This window comes from Bacillus sp. FSL K6-1033 (genome assembly GCF_038630765.1).
Classification (GTDB): domain Bacteria; phylum Bacillota; class Bacilli; order Bacillales; family Bacillaceae; genus Bacillus; species Bacillus altitudinis.
This window is the reverse complement of sequence record NZ_CP152041.1, coordinates 1,328,007-1,349,041: the sequence shown is the minus strand read 5'-3', so window position 1 is coordinate 1,349,041 and position 21,035 is coordinate 1,328,007. Positions and strand designations below refer to the sequence as shown.

The 21,035-nt window shown below is 39.1% G+C and carries 25 protein-coding genes; 7 read left to right on the top strand and 18 right to left on the bottom strand.

The window, feature by feature from the left end; translation table 11 throughout:
• Positions 1-15 precede the first annotated feature (15 nt).
• The 11 genes from MHH31_RS06835 to fadH form a co-directional block, all read right to left on the bottom strand.
• Positions 16-909, bottom strand: a complete 894-nt coding sequence (locus MHH31_RS06835; RefSeq protein ID WP_045034210.1) for a hypothetical protein — start codon at positions 907-909, stop codon at positions 16-18.
• Positions 899-1,375, bottom strand: a complete 477-nt coding sequence (locus MHH31_RS06830) for a flavodoxin (RefSeq protein WP_072367699.1) — start codon at positions 1,373-1,375, stop codon at positions 899-901. Before MHH31_RS06830 ends, MHH31_RS06835 begins: the two co-directional genes overlap by 11 nt.
• A gap of 190 nt (positions 1,376-1,565) precedes the next feature.
• On the bottom strand, positions 1,566-1,973 hold the full coding sequence (locus MHH31_RS06825) for a DUF4275 family protein (protein WP_342495403.1): 408 nt from the start codon (positions 1,971-1,973) through the stop codon (positions 1,566-1,568).
• 95 nt (positions 1,974-2,068) lie between these two features.
• Entirely contained in the window at positions 2,069-2,950 is an 882-nt protein-coding gene (locus MHH31_RS06820; protein ID WP_039168691.1) for a LysR family transcriptional regulator, read from the bottom strand.
• 96 nt (positions 2,951-3,046) lie between these two features.
• Positions 3,047-3,490, bottom strand: a complete 444-nt coding sequence (cbpB, locus tag MHH31_RS06815) for a cyclic-di-AMP-binding protein CbpB (protein WP_007498671.1) — start codon at positions 3,488-3,490, stop codon at positions 3,047-3,049.
• A gap of 146 nt (positions 3,491-3,636) precedes the next feature.
• Positions 3,637-3,828, bottom strand: a complete 192-nt coding sequence (abbA, locus tag MHH31_RS06810; RefSeq protein ID WP_008347999.1) for an antirepressor AbbA — start codon at positions 3,826-3,828, stop codon at positions 3,637-3,639.
• 149 nt (positions 3,829-3,977) lie between these two features.
• Positions 3,978-4,493 (bottom strand): ribonuclease H-like YkuK family protein, encoded by a 516-nt coding sequence (locus tag MHH31_RS06805; RefSeq protein ID WP_024719568.1) that lies wholly within the window; start codon positions 4,491-4,493, stop codon positions 3,978-3,980.
• A gap of 139 nt (positions 4,494-4,632) precedes the next feature.
• Positions 4,633-4,875, bottom strand: a complete 243-nt coding sequence (locus MHH31_RS06800) for a DUF1797 family protein (protein WP_003212254.1) — start codon at positions 4,873-4,875, stop codon at positions 4,633-4,635.
• Positions 4,876-5,059: 184 nt separating this feature from the next.
• Positions 5,060-5,956 (bottom strand): manganese catalase family protein, encoded by an 897-nt coding sequence (locus MHH31_RS06795; RefSeq protein ID WP_019743902.1) that lies wholly within the window; start codon positions 5,954-5,956, stop codon positions 5,060-5,062.
• Between the two features lie 262 nt (positions 5,957-6,218).
• Positions 6,219-7,439, bottom strand: a complete 1,221-nt coding sequence (locus MHH31_RS06790; RefSeq protein ID WP_268373881.1) for an EAL-associated domain-containing protein — start codon at positions 7,437-7,439, stop codon at positions 6,219-6,221.
• A 64-nt stretch (positions 7,440-7,503) separates the two neighbouring features.
• Positions 7,504-8,268 (bottom strand): 2,4-dienoyl-CoA reductase, encoded by a 765-nt coding sequence (fadH, locus tag MHH31_RS06785; RefSeq protein WP_061418951.1) that lies wholly within the window; start codon positions 8,266-8,268, stop codon positions 7,504-7,506.
• 139 nt (positions 8,269-8,407) lie between these two features.
• Between fadH and MHH31_RS06780 the strand changes: the two genes are divergently transcribed.
• From MHH31_RS06780 to MHH31_RS06770, 3 genes are all read left to right on the top strand, one after another.
• Positions 8,408-9,265, top strand: coding sequence for a metallophosphoesterase (locus MHH31_RS06780; RefSeq protein ID WP_144678868.1), 858 nt, complete (start codon positions 8,408-8,410; stop codon positions 9,263-9,265).
• A 156-nt stretch (positions 9,266-9,421) separates the two neighbouring features.
• Positions 9,422-9,919, top strand: a complete 498-nt coding sequence (locus tag MHH31_RS06775; RefSeq protein WP_041507380.1) for a L,D-transpeptidase family protein — start codon at positions 9,422-9,424, stop codon at positions 9,917-9,919.
• A gap of 73 nt (positions 9,920-9,992) precedes the next feature.
• On the top strand, positions 9,993-11,270 hold the full coding sequence (locus tag MHH31_RS06770; protein WP_008348012.1) for an MFS transporter: 1,278 nt from the start codon (positions 9,993-9,995) through the stop codon (positions 11,268-11,270).
• 64 nt (positions 11,271-11,334) lie between these two features.
• Here MHH31_RS06770 and MHH31_RS06765 read toward each other — a convergent pair whose 3' ends face one another.
• The gene (locus MHH31_RS06765; protein ID WP_173407972.1) at positions 11,335-11,511 is read right to left on the bottom strand and encodes a hypothetical protein; all 177 of its coding nucleotides are present in this window, start codon (positions 11,509-11,511) and stop codon (positions 11,335-11,337) included.
• 165 nt (positions 11,512-11,676) lie between these two features.
• Here MHH31_RS06765 and MHH31_RS06760 point away from each other — a divergent pair, with 165 nt between their 5' ends.
• Complete coding sequence (locus tag MHH31_RS06760) at positions 11,677-11,892, top strand: hypothetical protein (RefSeq protein ID WP_058337408.1); 216 nt, start codon at positions 11,677-11,679, stop codon at positions 11,890-11,892.
• 165 nt (positions 11,893-12,057) lie between these two features.
• Here MHH31_RS06760 and MHH31_RS06755 read toward each other — a convergent pair whose 3' ends face one another.
• Entirely contained in the window at positions 12,058-12,489 is a 432-nt protein-coding gene (locus tag MHH31_RS06755) for a hypothetical protein (protein WP_178930097.1), read from the bottom strand.
• Positions 12,490-12,803: 314 nt separating this feature from the next.
• Here MHH31_RS06755 and MHH31_RS06750 point away from each other — a divergent pair, with 314 nt between their 5' ends.
• Entirely contained in the window at positions 12,804-13,265 is a 462-nt protein-coding gene (locus MHH31_RS06750) for a YkyB family protein (protein ID WP_007498684.1), read from the top strand.
• 35 nt (positions 13,266-13,300) lie between these two features.
• On the opposite strand, the gene MHH31_RS06745 is transcribed toward MHH31_RS06750, so the two are convergent.
• The 3 genes from MHH31_RS06745 to MHH31_RS06735 all read right to left on the bottom strand — a co-directional run bounded on the left by MHH31_RS06745 (position 13,301) and on the right by MHH31_RS06735 (position 16,258).
• On the bottom strand, positions 13,301-14,209 hold the full coding sequence (locus MHH31_RS06745; RefSeq protein ID WP_342495402.1) for a chemotaxis protein: 909 nt from the start codon (positions 14,207-14,209) through the stop codon (positions 13,301-13,303).
• Between the two features lie 73 nt (positions 14,210-14,282).
• Entirely contained in the window at positions 14,283-15,593 is a 1,311-nt protein-coding gene (locus MHH31_RS06740) for an MFS transporter (protein ID WP_170861579.1), read from the bottom strand.
• Between the two features lie 125 nt (positions 15,594-15,718).
• A complete protein-coding gene (locus tag MHH31_RS06735) occupies positions 15,719-16,258 on the bottom strand; it encodes an RDD family protein (protein ID WP_342495401.1) in 540 nt (179 codons plus the stop codon).
• A gap of 300 nt (positions 16,259-16,558) precedes the next feature.
• Here MHH31_RS06735 and MHH31_RS06730 point away from each other — a divergent pair, with 300 nt between their 5' ends.
• Positions 16,559-16,711, top strand: coding sequence for a hypothetical protein (locus tag MHH31_RS06730; RefSeq protein ID WP_017367142.1), 153 nt, complete (start codon positions 16,559-16,561; stop codon positions 16,709-16,711).
• 64 nt (positions 16,712-16,775) lie between these two features.
• On the opposite strand, the gene MHH31_RS06725 is transcribed toward MHH31_RS06730, so the two are convergent.
• Complete coding sequence (locus tag MHH31_RS06725) at positions 16,776-17,660, bottom strand: cation diffusion facilitator family transporter (protein ID WP_039169114.1); 885 nt, start codon at positions 17,658-17,660, stop codon at positions 16,776-16,778.
• A gap of 294 nt (positions 17,661-17,954) precedes the next feature.
• On the opposite strand from MHH31_RS06725, the gene MHH31_RS06720 reads away from it, so the two are divergent.
• On the top strand, positions 17,955-19,127 hold the full coding sequence (locus MHH31_RS06720) for an aminotransferase A (RefSeq protein ID WP_007498694.1): 1,173 nt from the start codon (positions 17,955-17,957) through the stop codon (positions 19,125-19,127).
• A 26-nt stretch (positions 19,128-19,153) separates the two neighbouring features.
• On the opposite strand, the gene MHH31_RS06715 is transcribed toward MHH31_RS06720, so the two are convergent.
• The gene (locus MHH31_RS06715; protein ID WP_342495400.1) at positions 19,154-20,980 is read right to left on the bottom strand and encodes a PAS domain S-box protein; all 1,827 of its coding nucleotides are present in this window, start codon (positions 20,978-20,980) and stop codon (positions 19,154-19,156) included.
• Positions 20,981-21,035: the final 55 nt, after the last annotated feature.

Sequence of the window (21,035 nt, the reverse complement as noted above, 5' to 3'; positions counted from 1 at the left end):
TTTTCTTCCTCCTTATTAATGAATCAGTGCAGGTTCCTCATAAGGCCTGACAAACTTACTTTCATATAAACCCGCACAGAAAAAATTCTCCTTTTGATTGGCGACACGAAAACCGTGCCCTTTGATCGTATCAAACCACTTGAGCTCTTTTTGCTCTATATCAAGCTGATACACCTTAGAAAATCCATGCTCGTCCTGTGAGGTGGTCACGTACACAATGCCGTTATCCTCTGACACATCCAAAAATGATTCCTCTCGCGCAAAAGCTTGTGATTGAATATCATGCAGCATATTTGTATGTAAGTCTAAAATTTGAACAGACCCTCTTTTCCCTTTTTTAGAGCCCAACGCACAGACAAGGAGGTGTTCCCTGCAAAGCAGCATAGAAGCAGTCATTCGGTGCTCTTCTCTGTTTAGGAGAAAAATCTGTTCACTTTGCAAGTCATACACCCATATTCCTCCATGCACCTCATGAATCTGCGTTCCAATATAAAGATAATCACCGGCTACACATAATGAACGAATCACAGGGGGCTGATTCACATGAGCAAACGGCTTCATAATTTCCCAGGAAATTCCGAAATCGGTTGACACATAAATACTATGCTTTCCATGTGCGCATACAAACCCATCTTTGCGTCCTGTAATAGACCAAACAACTGCATTTGTTGGAAAAGATGATAGCGCCCATGTGTGGCCCTCATCTCCTGATCGTATGACAGTTCCATTTTCACCAACTCCGAACAAATACGGACCAATATAACTGATAGCGTGGATTTTATGCTTGAGCTTAAAAAGCTGCTGCCATCCGCCCTCCACACTGTAATGAAAAATACCTTCTCGTTTGACAGCAACAAAGTAGCCGCCACTTTTAGACGCAGCAACAGCTGTCGCACCTTTATGAAACATGATTTTCAACTCTTTTCTCAGACAATGATGCCCACGTTAAAAAGCTTGTTGCAAACTCCTCACAGCACGCCACATCTTCATCTGTTTCTGGTGCAAGTTCCATTTTCAATGTTTCAGGAAATACGGATGCACCTGTCGATTTCAGCATGTCATGAAAGGTATGAACAGCCTCGCAAAACTTCGGATAACTGTAATCGCCTGATCCAAATACCGCCGCTTTGATGTGACTAAGTTCAAGTGCTGAGACCTCTTCATAAAAATCTTCAGCTTCATAAGGGAGATCACCGTCCCCCCATGTGTAAGAGCCGATCATGACATAATCGTATGAAGAAAGATCTTCTGCACTTGTGTCGTCAAATTCCATCATCTCTGTCTCTATCCCTTTTCCTTCAAGCGTTTGTTTTAAGATCGCTGCCATATCTTCCGTATTGCCAGACATACTCGCAAATGCAATTAGTGCTTTCATCTATTGGTCACCTCATCTAAATGATAATCATTTTCAATTATTATATGTACACTTTAAATGATAATGATTTTCATTGTCAAATGTTTTATGAAAAGGTGCTGTTCAAAATAAACATGACGTACATCAAAAAACCGCTCATTCCAATTGGAAGGCGGCTCTAATTGATCGTGACCCTATGTCACTCGTTTTTTTATTTCTGAATAAAATATGGACCGCAATCGGATTCGTGCGTCATCACAAATGTCCAATTTTCTTCCCAATCCATGACATACAGATCGCTATAGTCCATGTGTCCGTCTGTATATGGCAATTCCTTCACTGACAGGTCAGCGGCGTTTTCAAACAGATACGCTTCTTGAGCAAATTGATAAAAAATAGTACATGTATGCTTTGATTGCTGATGAAAGGCGTTTATCGCTGCCTCTTTTTCAAGGCATTCAACTTTTCTCCAGCTACATAAGTGCCATAGGAAGCCATCCATCCCAATCTCTTTTTGTTCTTCTAAAGAAAGATGACTTGCAAAACGTCCACGCCATCTCTCGCGTAAATAAGTTCCCCACTTCGGTATATCCATCTTCTTTTTTTGTTGATTTCTCATCATTTCTTCCAGCTTTCTGCTTTTTCAGTAGATAAATCTATTAGAAACCGAATCAAATCACTTATCCTAAAAAGCACCTCCTCTTCCAGAAGTACTTACACTGCCTCACTTTCAAGCATTTCTTTCACCACACCAACAAATGCTTGAACTTGTTTTAACTGAAAAGAGGCTTCATATCCTAACAGCCATGTGTCACGTCCGATTTGCTCTCCATTTGCGTCTACGAGCGGGGTTTTGTGTACACTTTTCTCATGATCATATAAGGTGACCGAAGGCAAAATGGCGTAGCCGATACCGTGATAGGCCATTTGTTTACATGTCTCAATCTGGTCCACAAGAATCGTCTGTTTTGGCGACACTTTAAACTTTTGATGCCACCAGTGCTGAATTTCTTGATAATAGGTGCTATCACTTTTAAATTGAATAAACGGGCGTTCTGTCTCAATTAACTCATCCACGTCCTTGATGACAGAATCGACTAAATATAAATGATCGGTCATTAAGTATTCCTTTGTGCCCTTCCAATCAGGATTCCCGCGAATGATGCCAATGTGGACATGGTCTTCATACAGACTTTTAAGCATCTCACTACTCCAGCCTGTCACAAGAGATACTTTGGCATTTGGGTATTTCTCGACATACCGCTTCAGCACCTTTGGCAGCCAGTGCTGACCAATAATGGACGCAACTGCAAGCTTGAGTGTACCGTGAATTTCTCCTTCAAGCTCGTCAATTCTCTCTCGCACTCGATCCTGCTCAGTCGTGACCTCTTTGGCGAATTGAATAATCTGTTCGCCAGCTGAAGTGACTGTCAAGCCTTTTTGTGAACGAAAAAAGATTTTGGTTCCCCACTCTTTTTCAATCGTTTGCAGCCTTTGAGATAAGGCAGGCTGAGAGACAAAGAGCCGCTCTGAAGCCTTTCTCATATTCAATTCCTCACTAAGTACAACAAGCATATGTAACTCTTGAAGCTGCATGAACGCCCTCCTTCTCTTGATAAGTTTTTCTTATTTTATATAGTCATTATATAAATAATAGCTTATGAAGGCAAAAAAAATAAGCTGGGCTACAGCTCATTTTTTTGCGGAATGAATGACTTCATTTAAGCGCTTTAATACAACACGCCGAGTGAAAATTCCTTCGAATACTTGCTCTTCATTTTCCACACAAACAAATCCATTATTCGTCACAGCGTGAACGCCTTTTAAAACAGGATCCGTCGTTTTCAGTCTTGGAATATCTGATAGCATGACCTCTTCTACCTTCAATTGGTCGAGCTTTTCAAATTCAATTCGTTCTAAGCCAAAGATTTTATCCATGATCATATTTGTTCCAATTAACCCATGAAGGTGATAAGAAGCATCCAGAACAGGTATGGCTGTATATCCTGTTTTTGTCAGGACCAATAGGGCGTGCTCAAGATTATTTCCAATTTGAACGTGTGCCACTTTATCTGCATCAATCATATGCTCAGCTACTGTTGACTCAAGTAATTGAGCCGGTTCTATCTCTATCATGTTTCTTCGACCCCTTTTCTCTCAATCATCAATCATACATTCCCCTTTAACATTAAGCATAAACTAAAACGAATTTTGTCGAAAGATTTTTTTCTGCATAAAAAAGATACTCAGCGTAGAGTATCTAATAGAATGTTCAATCGATATTAATTCTCAAACCTTACTCTGTCATACAATGTGATCAATTTCTTATACGTATTGTCGTCGACATTTTTTGTTCCACATTCTATATCATTGATCTCACTGCTTAGTAATTCGACAGCATATTCCTGATTCAGTAATACGTTTAATAATAGCTTTTTCTCTTCTTCATTAAAACGATTTTCGATGACGCTCATTCAACATCAGGCCCCCTGTTTCATATATGCTTTTATATTGATTAGCAGGCGTTTGAATGTCTGCTTCCTCTCTATACAGCTAGAATAAGGAACTAGAATCGAATCGTCAACCGCACGTTTCGACAACGTTTGGAGAAAAATGACGGAATTTATTTTGTGTATCGATTGGCGTAGCAAAATGCTGCGTATGAGTCGGGTTTTATTTTTGCTTCAATTCCCATGGCTGTGATCATTCCGGTCATTTCCTGGATCAGCTCTTTTGTACTTCCTTTTTTGCCAATATCTAGATGGACTTCAAAACGAAGGTCTGCCCCTTCCTCAGCAAACGGAAGAAGCAAATCCATCAGTTCTGTTAAAGGTCCCTCAAGGATGTCTGCACATACCTTTTGGCTAAACGCTGTCTCTAATGAAATTTTTTCTCTAAGACTTTGTACAGGCCGATTCAACACTTGCTGCGTGAGACAGCCCCAAGCTCCTTTGCCGATCCGGTGAAGATGAATTGCAGTCATAAATCTTGTGACATTCTGATTGACCTGAGAGTCCGTACCAATTGATAGTACATAAACAGATCTCGGGTCTTTCTGAATAAAGTCTTTCATTCTCATGACAACATCAGAAAACGCTAAATGCTCTTCAGAAAGATTAAAGAAAAAAGAATCACTCACAGAAAGGAACTCCTTTTCAATGGTCTCTTATCCGAATATTGCACTGAATGATCATCTTCCATTTGTTCATCACTTATGAAGTGTATGCTTCCGCAATCAACGAAGGAATTCTTAGAAAAAACATTTCATACGATTCAGCTTAGGATTGTAGAAGCTCAAAAATCTCAATCGAAATCATATCAATGTTGTCAAATGGGAAAGTGTTTGGCTTATCCCCTTGTTGAAAAACAGTCAATTCAAACGTTTGATTCTTTTCGAAATACTTAACACTACAGATTTTCTCACCGTTCACTTCGAAATAACGCTGTGCCGGCTCGTTTGCAGCTTCTGCTGTCTCTTGAAGACTTTGCAGCCTTGTAATGATACCCATTAATTGTGACATTCTAAAAAAAGACTCCTTTCAAAAAAACAACTCAAGATGAACCCGTATTGATTATACACAAGTCCTACAAAGCATCATACCATAAAGTGTTCTCAGATGATATTTTTCCTCTTGAATTCAAAAAAAGAAAAAGAATCTGTTTTTTTATTTTGAGTCTTTTTTCTTTTCTCATGCATCTTGTTTTTTATAAACCGGCCGATCTCATCAGGCGTTTTGCAATTTCGTCAAAATCTTCTTTCGAAATACCTGGAGCAAACTCTTCCGGCAAATCTCTATAATCTGGCACGGGTGCACCTTTTGGCGTGCCCTCAATAACTGTCAGCGGCTTTCCATCAATCGGATGGTTTCCTTTCCAAATTTGATTGATATCCTTATAATCCGTATCACTAAATGTATACAGTTTTGTATGAATATTCTGATCTTCAAACTTTCTTGCAGAGTCAAAGTATTTATTGTCGAGATTTGGAATTGGCAGCATCTTCCCAACATCTACCCCTGTCGCTACCTCAAGGGCTTTTGCATACGCCACAACATGAACGCCGCCTCTGACAAGTAAATAACCGATCATTTCTCTTGCCGTAGGGTGATCCGTCATTTCATATACACGCATTTTATGCGTGCGAGCTCCGCACTCTAGGAAGAAGTTATGAAGAAGATCCAGAATCAGATTACCACTTGAGAACACATTCTCACCCGTCCACGGCTTTGCCATGGAGTCAAACGGATAGCCTGTTTGTGCCGTTTGGATAAAATGCTGCGTATTTCGTTTATCAACAGCCGCTTTCATCGGGGTCGTATCTGGATCGCCCCCATGGGTGGTTCCCGTAATCATGAGATTGACTGCAGTTGTCACAAGCTCTACATGACCGAATTCTTCAGCTGTAATACTTGATACAAGATCATAAAATGGTTTGAGCTTTCGTTTCCCTCTAAAGTTAAACGATTGAAACATGTAGTTGTTTAATGTGGACATTTCACCAAATTTTCCGCCGAGTAATTCTTGCACAGCCGCTGCACCATTTGCATCTGGGTGATCTGGCATTGGTAAATCAATCAGCAGCCGCTTGTCACGTTTGATCATGACTTTTCCCTCCTACTGTCTAACTATCATCATTTAAGGTGTATGGATGAATTGGGATGTCCTATGCATGAAGGGAATGATTGGCGCACAAAAAAAAACTTGGCGGGGGTAGCGCCAAGTTTTTTGGATCTTGATCTGATAGAGGGGTTGGGGAACAGAGAGTAGCTTCTCTCTATAACTAAATGATAATGATTATCAGTTTCATTGTCAACCATTTTTTCTATCTTTTTTCTAATAAAAAAAACAGCCATGACGGCTGCTTTTAAATTAATCCTTCCTGCTCATATAGATAAGCATACGGAAGATCTACAAACAAATACACGTCTCCCTCTAGCGGATAAGAAAACGTACGTATTCGTTCTCCAGTTTCTAAATCACTGTAGATATCGCTAAAAAATCCTTTTCCGCTAATTCTCATTTGAAGAATATTTGCTAGAAAATAAGGGCGCCAGCTCCAGTTTTTCTCTATATACTCTGGCTGAAACAGCCATTCTTTCTCTTTCTTAAATACGTTTCCAGTGATTTGAAACCCTTCTTCATTACACATATAAATGCGAAAGCTGCAATCGGTTAGTTCAAGTGCCAGTTTTTGTATAAGTTCATCATTTGTGCTGCATGATTTTTTTAACGTACTGACGGCGTGATGAATTCGCTTATAAAAGGTTTCAGAATGTTCATAGACAGCTTGGAGTTTCTTTTTCTCATGGGCAATGAATTGTTGAAATTCTTCTTTAAGCTGCTCTTTTCGTTTGTTACGGTCAATTAATTGTGCGGCAGGCTCGTGAAGGTAGAAGCCTTGAAAATATCTTCCGCCATTTCTCCATGCATATTGCAGCTGAAAATTCGCTTCAATGTCTTCATAGATTAAAGCCGCTCCTATTTTTCTTGCAAGAAGTGAAATGCTGTATAACACATATTCATAGGAAGGAGATGGAGACGAAGCCCTTAAAGCCTGAAGATCTATTTTTAATAGATCAGGTGAAAGCAGAGCAATCCGGTCAAGATTGCTGCTTTCTTTTCCTATATTAGATACGGCGATTTTGATCCCATATGTACGATAATACGTTAACGTATGGTAAAGCTGTTCAATGTCGCCGCTAAACGTATGTTCAGTAATTTCAATGACAAACCGGTTAAGCTGAATACCCCTTGCTTCATATTCTTTTAAAAGTTCTAAGAAACTTTCGCCATGATCAAGCATGAGGACATTCGCATCATGATTAATAAAGATGAGCAAATCTTCATCTGCGGTCGTGAAGAGATCAAGCGCTTGACTTAATACTCTGTGATCTACTTCCAATTTATATTCGTCAGGAATAGATGAATCCGTAAAGAAGGAGCCTAGACTAACTGTTCCCGACTCAAGCTTCATTCTTCCAAGAATCTCATAGCCTATCACTTTTTGTTCCTCCGCACTGAAGATCGCTTGATAGTGCGGGAAAACATCTTCAATATTCGTTAAAATATCCAATGGATCGACCATTTTCATCACCTGCTTCTCTCTTTGTGTGATTATACCATATCAAAAGCAGGTCTTACACGGTCATTCAAAATGGTGATTGGTTGAGCCATTGCCCCCCATCCATCGTGATACAATCTCCATTAATATAAGATGCATGCTCAGATAATAAGAAACTCGCAAGTTCTGCAATTTCTTCTGGTGTGCCAAGTCTACCGAGCGGAACACTATCTAATGTTCTTTGGGCAGCCTCTTCTGATTCCCACAGTTTATCTGCACCACCTGTTCTTTCAATGGGTCCCGGCGCAATGGCATTTACGCGAATCCGATATTGCTTTCCCCATTCCACAGCAAGCGTTCGGGTAAGCGACAGTACGCCTGCTTTTGCGGCTGCTGAATGCGCTACACCAACACCAGCCCCCCATGCATATGTGGCGACCATGTTGATCATACTTCCACTTTTCTTTTGACGAATCCAATAGTTGCCCACTGCATGGCTGCAAAAAAAGGTGCCATTTAGCACAATATCAATGACCGCTTTCCAGCCGTTAGGAGACAGTTTTTCTGCTGGAACTAAAAAGTTGCCTGCCGCGTTATTAATAAGTGCATCCACATCACCAAATGTATCTACCGCAAACTTCACCATTTGATCAGCATCTTCTGGATGTCGCACGTCCATTGGAAAATAAGCGATCGAACCACCTTGCTGTTTGATTTCATTTGCCGTTGTTTCAAGGGTCTCTTCTGTTCTTCCAGTAATCACAACATTCCAGCCCCCGAGTGCCAAATGAGTCGCCATCGCCTTTCCCATTCCGCTTGATCCTCCTGTGACAATCACTGTTTGCTTCGTCATTTGTTCTCCCCCTTTGTGTGTTTTGAATGACTATTCATTCATTATCCATCTATCATATCATGATTTCCCCTCCATACACCATATGGGAGATTCATCAAAAATCATGCTATACTTAATTTTATTTTTAAAGGAGTCTTATATGAAGCAACTTTCCCGTAGGCAGTTTTTAAAAGGAGCAGCTGGTGCGAGTATTCTCGGACTTTTGGCGACCACATCCGGTTATGGCTATGCTCGGTACATTGAGCCGCGCATGATCGACACCGTATCACTCACCATTCATGATGCTCAGCTACCGGCTTCTTTTGACCAATTTAAAATTGCGCAATTTAGTGACGTTCATTTAAGTGATACATTTTCGGCAAAAGATTTAGAGACTGTTGTCCAAAAGATCAACGCTGCATCTCCAGATCTCATTGTGTTTACAGGTGACCTTGTTGATTTTGAAGCATCGATTGAAGAACATGAAAAAGCCAAAGCCTCTTTGTCTAAGCTTGATGCTCCGTTTGGAAAGTTTGCCATATGCGGAAATCATGACTACGGACCCTTTGGCATTGATGTATATGAAGAAACGATGAAAGCTTGCGGTTTTACATTATGTAAAAATGAAGTGTTTCACTTAGAAAAAGAAGGCGGACGCATACAGATCGCTACACTGGATGATCTCATGATGAGTATGCCTGATTACCATTTCATCAAACGAGAAGTCTCTTCTGATCTCTTTACGTTATTGCTTGTGCATGAGCCTGATGCCGCACTAGAACTTGAAACAACACCTATTAACTTGCAGCTTTCTGGGCATACGCATGGCGGTCAAATACAGCTTCCTTTCTATGGACCGATTCTCACAGCACCTTTTGGGCGTATATATGTCGAAGGCTTATACGGTAGCTATCAGCACCGTATCTATGTCAACCGCGGGCTTGGGACAACTAGACTGCCGCTTCGGTTTTTAGCCAAACCTGAAATCACTTTTTTCACCTTAACATCTCACGTGTAAAGAGAAGCCAAATCACCTTTTCCTGCATATGTATAAACAAAGATCATTCTCATGACAAATGTTAGGAGAAACCTTACTGGGCCTGATCCCGTCCATATAGTATATGTGAGGCGGGGATCATGGCTTCTTTTATTTGAGTAAAAGGAGTGTACTTTCGTGCTGCGATACACGGTAAAAAGTGGAGAAACACTTGCTTCTATAGCACTTGATTTTCGAACAACGACAGATGATTTAAAGGCTGCAAATCCGTCACTTCAAGCCCGCGAGCCAGAACAAAATGAAGTCATCATCATCCCTGGATTACCGGATCCTAACACGATCCCTTACCGCATATCTGTGTCAATTTCAGCGAAACGTCTCGTGCTGTTTTCTGGATCACAGCTCTTGCGCTCATACCCGATTGCAACCGGCAGAATATTAAACATGACACCGACAGGTTCTTATTATATTGTCAACAGACAGCCAAACCCAGGAGGTCCCTTTGGCGCCTATTGGCTGAGCCTTTCAAAAATTCATTACGGCATCCATGGAACGAATAACCCGTCTTCAATTGGTAAAGCTGTGTCTAGAGGGTGCATTCGCATGTACAATCAGAATGTCATCGAACTTGCTTCAATTGTTCCAAATGGAACACCTGTGACCATTAGCCAGTAGGAGAAATTAATTGTACGAATGGTTAAAATTTTATATGATAGAAAGTGGGATCTTCAGGTTAAGGAGCGTATTTATGGATATTTTTAAAAACAGAAATTTTGTTCGTCTCTTTTTTGCAGCACTTGCCTCGCAAATGGGGACAACAGTAGGCAATATGGCGTTTGCCTTTTATTTGCTCGACCATTTTAGTCATCAGCCCGCTTACGCCACTTTAGCAGAGTTAATGTATTCACTGCCTACGATCTTTGTCTTTTTTATGGTCGGTGTGGTCGCAGACCGTTTTGATCGTAAAAAAGTCGCAGAGAATTGTGATTGGATACGAGCTGGGCTGACGATCGTTTTATTTATCGTCATTTATTTTAATTCACTGCCGCTTATTTTCTTGATCTTGTTTATACGAAGTGCCATTACGAAGTTCTTCTATCCAGCTGAAGCCTCTCTCGTTCAGGCCATTTTAAATAAAGATCAATATGCAAAAGCTGCAGGTTTAAATCAGATGCTGTTTAGTTTGTTTATGGTATTTGGTGTTGGAATTGGTGCCATTATGTATAAAACGATTGGACTTCACGGTGCCATTACCATTGATTTGGTCAGTTTTATTATTTCCGGTATTCTCATTCGATCATGCAATATTCCAATTGAAGCACGTCAGCCAAATGGACAAGCAGGCTGGAAAGGCATGACCGTTAAAACATCTCTAAAAGATTTTAAAGAAGGCATTCTCTATATTTTAAAAAATAAATTATTGGCTTCTTTAATTTTTGGCTTTTTTGTTTTTGGTCTTGTGAATGGCGCATTTGCCGTTCTTCCGATGTTTACAATGAAATACGGTCTTTCACCGGACCATTTTGAACTGCATACATCCTTTTTTACGATCGCGATCGGTGCCGGACTTCTAGTTGGAAGCTTACTTGGCTCTATTCTTGCGAAAAAGGTAAAGATGCAATATCTCATGTCGATTCCAATTCTAGTTGCAGGTATTTTAATTTTTGTCCTTGGTTCTACCCATACATTATGGTTATTTTATGTCACATCATTTGTCATTGGTACATGTATTGGTCCAGTCAACATTGTCATTGGAGGCTGGCTCCCAAGAATTGTTCACCCTCGTCTGATGGGACGCGTATCAGGGTGGGTTGATCCGCTCACCATGTTTGCACAATCAATGACGCTAGGTTTAATTGCCGTGTTATTTCCAAAGCTCATCACCAATGTTTCTTACATTTATTACGGAATGGGTATTATTATTTTACTCGTCTTCCTTTTTTACTTCATTACACTGCCAAAGTTCAGCAGAGAAGCTGCTGACTTAGATGTACAGCGTGAATTAAAAGGTCAGGGAGTACAATAGATGAAGCAAAAAGGACTTTCTTCTATAGAAAGTCCTTTTTTCATGGCAGTAACATAAACGACGCTTATTTTTTCTGCTCATCGAAATGAATTGAAGCAAAATGAACGATTCTATCGACTGTATAAATGCTAATAAATAAGATGAGAAAAAGAAGAAAAGGATGAATCGGCTGATCATCTATCACGTACACAATGCCTCCAACGACAAAAGCGACCAATAAAGGCGTTAAAATATCTTTCAATCTAAACCGTCCTTTCTGTTCTCATTGACTTTACTCTTCTTATTTTATAACAAATTTTTCTTTTTATGAAATAAAAGGGATGTGTATAAATGCAACATTTTCAATAAAAATTCTTTACAATATTGGAAGTTTTATAGTAATATAGTCAGGTTGGAGGTGAGGGGTATGCTAAAAAGCTATTATTTTATTCATTCAAAAAATGAACAAGGACAATATGTTGTACATACAGAAGACTGCGCATTTTTAGGTGATGCAGCAAGCCGTACGTTGATTGGTCTGCACATGAACAGTGAAAGCGCCATGGATGAAGCCAAAAAAATGACGAGTGAAACTGATTTTAACGGCTGTTTTTACTGTGCTTATTCTAGCCATACGAAATAGTCCATGTTTTTAAGCCATATGTTCGACTTTGATTGTCTTGCATATGGTAGATCTGCAATCATCAAAAACTTATTTAATTTTGATCTGTACAATAAAAATCCCCTATTAAAAGGGGATTAAGTTATATCTATTTGCTATTAACTTTTAGACATGTTTATGAATTTTCTAACGTTTTTTTATATTAATTGTTTTAGAATTTACATACCCTAGATCTTTACCATTCTTACTAAATAAATCGACATGTACAACAGCTTCATATCCTCTATGTTTGTATTCTGGTAGATTTAAACTTAATTTTTTCAGCGGGGTTTTATATTTAAAACTCCCTCTTTCAAATTTTGCGGTATATGTATAGAGTCCGATTGGAGACAAATGAGCATCATATCTTAGTTCACCACATTTACCATTTTGTTCAATTGTAAAATCAACAGTTTTAGCTTTTTTAGAATAATTGGTAGCATCTGTCCATACTCTTACCTTACATGTAGATTTAGCAAAATACGGGGTTTGCCAATTGCTAGTAGCAGCTGATGCATCGATAGAAAAAAAGATTGATACACATAAAAATACAAACGAAATTACTAGTCTTAACTTCATAAAATCACCCTTTTTTAAAAATATATAGAAATTATACAATATTATTACATTTTACTCAACAATTCCTTCTGAATCACAATATACGAAAACGTTCCCAAAATTATTTTTTAAATTTTCATATTATAAATAATTTTTTGCGTATTTAATCCATTTTGTTTCTATAATAAACATCAAGTCATGTGCACAATTAAAAAAAAATGCCGATCAAGTCCAATACATATATCACTTTTAACAATAACTCTATTTGCAATTTACTAATAAAATCGTATAATTTATACTAAGCACAGGAAGACGAAAGACAAAGGAGAGAAAAAATGGACGATTATGCTCATACTAAAGACATAGAACCTACAGCAGAAAACATCGCAAAAGCCATTTATACTGTTAACCGCCATGCTAAAACCGCACCAAATCCCAAGTTTCTTTATCTTTTGAAAAAACGTGCGCTGCAAAAACTATTGCAAGAAGGTAAAGGAAGAAAAGTGGGCCTACATTTCTCTAACAATCCCAGATATAGTCAACAACAGTCCGACGTGCTGATTGAAATCGGAGATTATTATTTTCATCTGCCACCAACTAAAGAAGACTTCGAATTTTTGCCACACTTAGGAAATTTAAATCAATCATATCGCAATCCGAAAGCGAATATGTCATTAAATCGAGCAAAACAAATACTTCAAACGTATGTCGGTTTAAAAGAAAAACCTGCCGCCACAAAACAAAAATCACATTATACAAAACCCGTCTTCAAACGTCTCGGGGAAAGTTACTTTTAAACAGAAAAACCACTCAAAGCGAGTGGTTTTTTTCTTTAGATAATAAAATGATCTACTTTTTCAATCAGCTGATGAATTTCTGGTTTACTAATTTGATCATCTGCACCGATGGTTTCCCCTTTATGACGCAGATCGTCCGTAATTAATGAAGAGAAAATGAGAATTGGAATGGACTGTGTTAAAGGATTGTCCTTCAGCAGCTTTGTTAATCGATGTCCATCCATTTTTGGCATCTCTATATCTGTAATAATCATATCAATTTCTTCTGTCACACTAATGCCTTTACTGACGAGATCCATGACATGGTCATATGCTTGTTTCCCATCTTCAAAGGTCACAATGTTTTTATAGCCTGCCTCGGTTAATTCATTTGTTAATAAGCGCATGAGAAGCGGAGAATCTTCAACAACATACAGCTTCTTCCCTGTTCTTCTCTCGTCTTTCTCACCGTCAAACATATGATATGTGTCTACGCCAGATGCGGATTCAATATCATAGATGATTTTTTCGTAATCTGGAAGGAAAATCATTTTCTCGTCAAGCTTGATGATCCCTGTTAAATGACGGTCCATTCCTTGATTGAGTGCAGTTGGTTTTTCAATCTCTTCCCAGCTGACGCGGTGAATTTGTGATACCGTTCCTGTATGGAACACAAATTTCCGTTGGTTGAATTCAGTCACAATGTATTTCTCTTGTTCTGACTGATCTGACTCGACATTAAAAAAGGAAAATAGATTGATGACTGGTAAAATCTCGCCTCGTAAACTAATCATCCCTTCTACATCTTGGTGAGAGTGCGGTATAACTGTCACCTCAACTGGCTGAATAATTTCTCTTACTTTCATGACGTTAATGCCGAATTGATTTGAACCAATTTCAAACTTCACAATTTCCAATTCATTAGTACCAGTGTCAAGTAAAATTTCTTGTTTGTTTAAAGCCACGGAAATCCCTCTATTCTTCAATATAAGATTGTACTTTTTATATCGGCAGCATGGGTAAAAAGTTGACGTTTCTTTACGCTTTCTCTCGCACGAATTGATGAATCACAAGTCCTATGGCTGCAAGGATGAGCAAAGACCCTAATGCAAGACGGCTTGCGAGATTCCCATGTGTTGCAAATAGCAGTGTGACGGAGCCATAAATGATGGGACCAACAATTGAAGACACCTTTCCCGAAAACGCAAAGAGACCAAAAAATTGCCCTCGTTTTTCTTTAGGCGTCAGCTCAATAATGAGGATTCGTGATGATCCCCAGCTTGCACCAAGTGAAATTCCGAATAGACTGCCTGCTACCCAGAAGACCCATTCAGTTGTCGCTGTCACAGCTAGAATGAGCGCCACAATTAAAATGACATACACGACTGTAATCGAGCGCTTTGCCCCGATGGCCTTTGTGACATATCCGAATAGAAACGAGCCAATGATACTTGAAATCGTGGACACAAGATAAAGCAAAATAAATTGACCTGCCGTAAAGCCAATGATAATTTTTGCATAAACAGCCATCATCGCAATCGCTGTCTGCAACGCATCATTCATAAAAAAGAAAGCGATCATAAAAATAAAGGCCGGTTTGTACTGCTTCATCTCTTTAAACGTACGAATAATCTCTTTATACCCGCTGAAAAAAGACGCCTTTTTCTCTTGCTGCGGGAGAGGTTGAGGATCTTTTATAATAAAGAGAAAGGGAAGAAAAAAGAGAAAGAATAAAAGGGCTGTCGGAATAAATGCTTCATGAAACTGGTCATTTCCTACAAGTAAATAAACAGAAAGGCCGACAAGTGTACCTAAATAGCCGACAGCAATACCGAATCCAGAAATGAGGGGGATTTCATCCTTTGTCCCAAGATCGGGCAATATGGTGTCATAAAAAACAAGACTAGAGTGATAGAAAAATTTGGCGATGACGAACAAGGTAACCACCACCAATAAGGAGACAGGAAGACCAAACCATTCGCTTGAGAAATCAATCCCAGCAAAGATCCCCATCATAAAGGTACAGGCAATACAAATCAGGGTAAACACCGTGATATACCGCTTCTTTTTCCCTGTACGATCAATCAGCACACCGTATAAAGGCGTAAAAATGACGAGGAAAAAGCTTGCAAGTGCGTTCGCATAAGAAATAAATGTACTGGCGATTTGATCCATCCTCGCACTGTCGCCTATCGTCTCCTGCAAGTAAAATGGGAAGAAAATGGTGATCATATTCGATGAAAATATCGTATTTGCAAAATCATACAATGCCCAGGCCAAAACAGGTGCGGTGAAAAAGAGCCCGAAGCTTGCCCCTTTTTTTTGAACGGTCATTTTCCCTCTTTTCAATAGATTGACTCCCTTCTCTGCTTTTATTTTCACTATCATTCTACTTTATGTGACGTTTCCCTCTTCCATACAAGCAATCTATACAAAAAGCACCCCTTACTATTTAGCAGAGGTGCTTCTTTTCATTATTTCTTTACGACAATGGTACTTGCAATCAAATCGTGAAGTGCTTGTTTTTTTTCTGTGAAAAACGCAATGATGTAGCCAATGAATAAGATTGGAGACAAAAAGCCTTTTGCAAAAAAGCGGCCTGTCGCGCGCCCGAATGTTATTTTTCCACCCGTTACTTTTGTCACTTTGATGCCAAGAGCCATTTTGCCAAGAGTTCCTTGCAGCTTTGATGATTCCATGATCGCATAATACAGCCAAGTCAGCGCGATACCGACTAAAATCGTTACGCCATAGAAAAAGATAAAGCCCATAATGACTGCCCATTCTTCATCCGTGATCACCGTTGAAGAATAGTAATAGCTATCATCATACATTAAAAATGCCGCCTCAGGGCTTGAGACAAAAAAGAGTGTTGCGAGAATAAATACAATGAATGAAAATGGTACACTAATAATGACACCGTCTAAAAGATGAGCAAGAAAACGATAACCTACACCAGCTAGTTCAGGATGTTTTTCTTCTTGAATAGGTGCTTCTGACATGTTTGTTTCCATCCTATTTCTCCTTTATTATGTATGTTTTCTATAAATTTCTTATAATCATTCGTTATTATATCTTATGAATATCGCAAGATCAATGGAGCTTTACATTTTTACATGAATTTTAGATCATTTTTCAATGATGATTTATGTGAATAAATACTGAAAATTCACAGAAATTATGGCACATCTAGTTCTTTCAACGCCTGATTTTTTAACATTTTGTGATATTTTTGTCTCATTTCGATTCTTCTGTTGACAATCACATTTCACATGGTACAATAGTCAAGGATTTTTTAAAGAAAGGTGTTCATGATGGGAACTGTCGTACTATTAAAGAACAACGAAATGACTGTGATTGAAGATATTTGCGAAGCTGATTTTTTAGATATGAAACATGGTTTATCTAATGAAGATGCTGCTTATATCTCTTGGTATGAAGATTACGATACTGCTTATGGATATTGATTTCATTTCATAGATGAAGCGTAAAAAAAGGCGATACAACCTTCAAAGAGGTGGTATCGCCTTTTTACGTTTGTGTGCTTCTTTCACTTTCAGGTTCTACATGAATAAAGATTTGTGCATGCGGAAACGCCTGCTGAATGTTCTCTTCAATTCGATCACATAATTGGTGGACATCTTCAATGGTTGTTTTTCCATGAACAATCAAATGAAAATCAATATATTCTTCAGCACCGGATCGTCTTGTTCGAAAGTCATGATATTCAATGAATTCTTGACTGAATGTTTGAATGATGCCCTCTATCGCTTGTTCTTCTTCCGGAGTTAACCGGGCGTCGACAAGCGGCGGGAAGGCTTCCTTCATGAGTTTAAACGCTTCACGCATAATATAGAGCGCTAGCACCATTCCAATAATCGGATCGAGGAAATACCAGTCCGTTAATGCAACAAGCAATAAACTAATGGCGACCCCTAGTGACGTAAACACATCTGTTAAAAGATGCAGCGCATTCGATTTCATGGCAACAGAATGTACTCGCTCTGCCTCTTTGTTCACAACTCTCGACACAACAAAATTGATAAGTGCGCCGATCAGCATGACCACAATACCAAGTACCGGCAGTTTAACAGGCTCAGGATGCATTAATTTATGAACACACTCATAAATGATCCAAATCCCAGCAACAAAAATTAACAAAGTTTCAATCGTTCCAGAAATATTCTCAACTTTCCCATGTCCATAAGGATGTTTTGAATCTGCCGGCTTTCTTGAAATACGAACAGAGATAAATGCAATAAAAGAGGCCATTAAATCGAGAAAAGAGTGAATGGCTTCTGATAAAACCGCAACAGATCCAGTTAACACCCCTACAATGATTTTAAGGACCACAACAAACGTATTACTCATGACGGATAAAAAGGCTATTTTCGATGTCTTTGCTGATTGATCCATCTATTATCGTCCTCCTTCAGGAGATCGTATGCCTGTGAAAGCAATTCCCATGACTTGATTCTCTCGTTCTTTCAGTTTATACCGTTTTGCCTTATTCTAATCATCTTAAGCAGAGCTGTATTTTCCGAGCAGGTTACGCTATAATAAATGTTGCTCTTTCTTCATATATCACTCATGCTGTGATGGATAGGAGAATAGACTACATATAACGATATCCGAAGCCTTTCCGCAGGTGACATTTATGCAGTGAATGGTAAAATAGGATAAAAACATAAATTTTTAAGGTGATGAGAAATGGAGCATTTGCTGAATCCAAGAGTAAAGGATATTGAAATTTCAGGCATTCGAACATTTTCAAATCTCGTATCTTCATATGAGGATGTCGTTTCATTGACCATAGGTCAGCCCGATTTTTATACGCCGCATCATGTCAAAACAGCTGCCAAAACAGCCATTGACGAGAATTTCACCTCGTATACTCATAATGCTGGATTTTTAGAGCTAAGACAAGCGATCCAGCAGTACATCAAAAAGAAAGTCCATCTTGATTATGATGCAGAGACAGAAATCATTGTGACAACAGGTGCGAGTCAAGCAATTGATGCTGCGTTTCGAACCATTTTGACTGAAGGCGATGAGGTCATCCTGCCCGGCCCTGTGTACCCTGGCTATGAACCGATCATTCGGATGTGCGGTGCGGTGCCTGTGCATATCGACACAACAAATGCCGGTTTTAAATTAAACGCCAAGCTGATTGAAGATGCATTAACGGAAAAGACAAAGTGTGTTGTCCTTCCATACCCTTCAAATCCAACTGGGGTCACGCTATTAGAAGAAGAATTGAAAGAAATTGCACAGCTTCTTGAAGGAAAGGATATTTTTATTCTATCTGATGAAATTTATAGTGAGTTGACATTTGATCGTCCGCATCATTCCATTGCTTCTTTCTTAAAGGAACAGACGATTGTCATCAATGGACTGTCAAAGTCTCATAGCATGACCGGATGGAGAATCGGCTTTTTATTTGCTTCCGCTCCTATTGCTAAACATGTATTAAAAGTACATCAATATAACGTGTCTTGTGCCTCGGCTATCTCACAAAAGGCGGCACTTGAAGCAGTGACAAATGGTGTGGATGATGCACTGATCATGAGAGAGCAATATAAGAAAAGACTCGACTATGTATATGATCGACTCATTTCTATGGGGCTTCCGGTCATTAAGCCTTCCGGCGCTTTTTATATTTTCCCTTCCATTGAATCGTTTGGGATGAGTTCATTTGATTTTTGCATGGAGTTGTTAGAAAGTACAAGACTTGCGGTCGTACCTGGTTCTGCTTTCTCTTCACTCGGAGAAGGATATGTGCGCCTTTCCTATGCATATTCACTTGAAACGTTAAAAGAAGGACTTGACCGTCTCGAACAATTTGTTCTTGAAAAGCGTTCCATACAATCAATAGACGGATGAAACAACGGCTCTCTTGCCGTTGTTTTTTATTTTGCGGGAAACATGATGTGAAACACAGTCCCTTTCTCTGGGTCGCTATCTACCCGGATGGTTCCGTTGTGATTTTCTAAAATATTAAATGTCACCATGAGCCCAAGTCCTGTTCCCTTTTCTTTTGTTGTTAAAAAAGGTTCACCGATCCGCTTCATGACCGATTCAGGAATACCAATTCCTTCATCTCTAATCGTGACAAGTATTCCTTCTTTTTCGGCTTTGGCGGTAATGTCTACCTTCCCTCCGTCCGGCATGGATTCGACGGCATTTTTGATTAAATTGATAAACACTTGCTTCAGCTGGTTTTGATCCCCATTCATCAGAAGATCCTCCTCGATATCACTTGTGTTCATCAAAATTCCATTTAAGTTGGCCTGTGTCTCTAACAGAGCGGTGACTTCGCTAATGATTTTTTTCAAATCAAGCGTCTGCATGGATGCCGTTTGCTGCGGCTTCGCAAGCATTAGTAGCTCACTTAAGATGATTTCAATCCGGCTCAGCTCAGAGAAGACAATTTCAAAATATTGATCACGGTCTTTTGTTTTTGGTTTAATGAGCTGTAAAAAGCCCTTAATCGCCGTCAGTGGATTCCTTATTTCATGTGCAATGCCTGCTGCCAATTGACCTGCGATTGATAATTTTTCAGAGCGCAGCATGAGTTCTTCTGTCTGTTTTCGTTCAGATATATCTCTTAAAATAATTTGAACGGCTGTTTCACCAAAAAATGTGGTAGGGATACACACCATTTCTGTATAAATCAAACGGTGTTTAAACGTATGGCAGCTCATCGTCACAATCTCAGAATCTGATGCTCTTTCGATTATACGTGATAAGCTCTTTTTGACTTTTTGCTGATCACATGAATGGATTTGATGAAAGATATCTTTTCCGATTAATTTATCGTAATGTTCGGCTTCAAATAATTTAATACCTGATTCATTCATAAATACCCATTTATGATCGTGGATGACGGCAATGGTATCAATAGAATTTTGGATAAGCAGCTGATACCGCTCTCTGCTTTTCTGAAGAACGGTTTGAAATTTCTTACGGGAAGAGATATCCACTAATAGTAAAAGTTCTGCCCGTTGATTTTGATAAATTGCCGGAGATGACTTCACCTCAATATGAATCATGCTCCCGTCTTTCCTTTTCCATATTTGTTCAATCATTCCGACTGGAAGGCCTTGCTGCAGTCTTTTGATTCGGCTTCTCACAATGTCATGGTACTCCTCGGCAATAAAATCAAACGCAGATTTGCCGATCATTTCATCTTTTGTACATACACCCATTAATTGCAGCATCGCATCGTTGGCATACACAATTTTTCCAAGCGCCGTAATACATAACGGATTTGGCAGCATGGCAATCAGATTTTCAGCTTCACTGACATCTTGGAAAGCCGGTAGACTGCCTAACGACTGTTCTGACGCTTCTGTTGGTTGAAATGCTGCTTTTTGAGGCTCTGTATTCATTACCCTCATTTTCAGGATCATTTCTCTACTCAAATCGTTGTCTAACCCATCACAAGCAACAAAATCAATGCTTGCTTCTACCCATACAGCTGTAAGATCACTTCTAAGCAGTCTAAAGTGGCAAATCTCTAGCATGTGCTGATTATAGAAATAACTTTCGACGAGAAATTGATCTTCGGTATGAACAAAGTCTTTCAAAAAACACCCTAGTAAATCCTTTTGTTCATAGAGCAAAAGCTGCTTACAATTGGAAGAAATGTAGAGAAAGCGGCCATTAGAAGAAAGAACGGCATGTAAATCAATATTCGAGTACAGCTGATTCGAATCTTTCATTTTTTGTTCCATCGTCGTCCGACCCTCCTTTAATTTTTTTAGGGTTGTCCTTAGTTTGATGTATAAA